This window comes from Mesorhizobium sp. M1A.T.Ca.IN.004.03.1.1 (genome assembly GCF_003997555.1).
Classification (GTDB): Bacteria; Pseudomonadota; Alphaproteobacteria; order Rhizobiales; family Rhizobiaceae; genus Mesorhizobium.
In genome coordinates this window covers 1-249 of sequence record NZ_RZTV01000792.1, presented here as the reverse complement: position 1 = coordinate 249, position 249 = coordinate 1, and the positions used below count along the sequence as shown (strand labels likewise).

Below are 249 nucleotides of genomic sequence, written 5' to 3'. Positions count from 1 at the left end.
AAAGATGCATGCCTGCGGCCATGACGGCCATACGGCAATGTTGATCGGCGCCGCGCGGTATCTGGCGGCGACGCGGGTTTTTTCCGGCACGGTGCATTTCATCTTTCAGCCGGCAGAAGAAGGCCGCGGCGGTGCAAAACGCATGGTGGAAGAGGGGCTTTTCCGGCTTTTCCCCTGCGATGCCGTTTATGGCCTGCACAATATGCCGGGGCTGTCGATTGACGAGATCGCCATCGTCCAGGGGCCGCA

General features: G+C 61.0%; 1 protein-coding gene. It reads left to right on the top strand.

What is annotated here, in order from left to right:
• On the top strand, window positions 1-249 hold a 249-nt coding region (locus EOD29_RS33830), incomplete at both ends, for a M20/M25/M40 family metallo-hydrolase (RefSeq protein ID WP_127248881.1).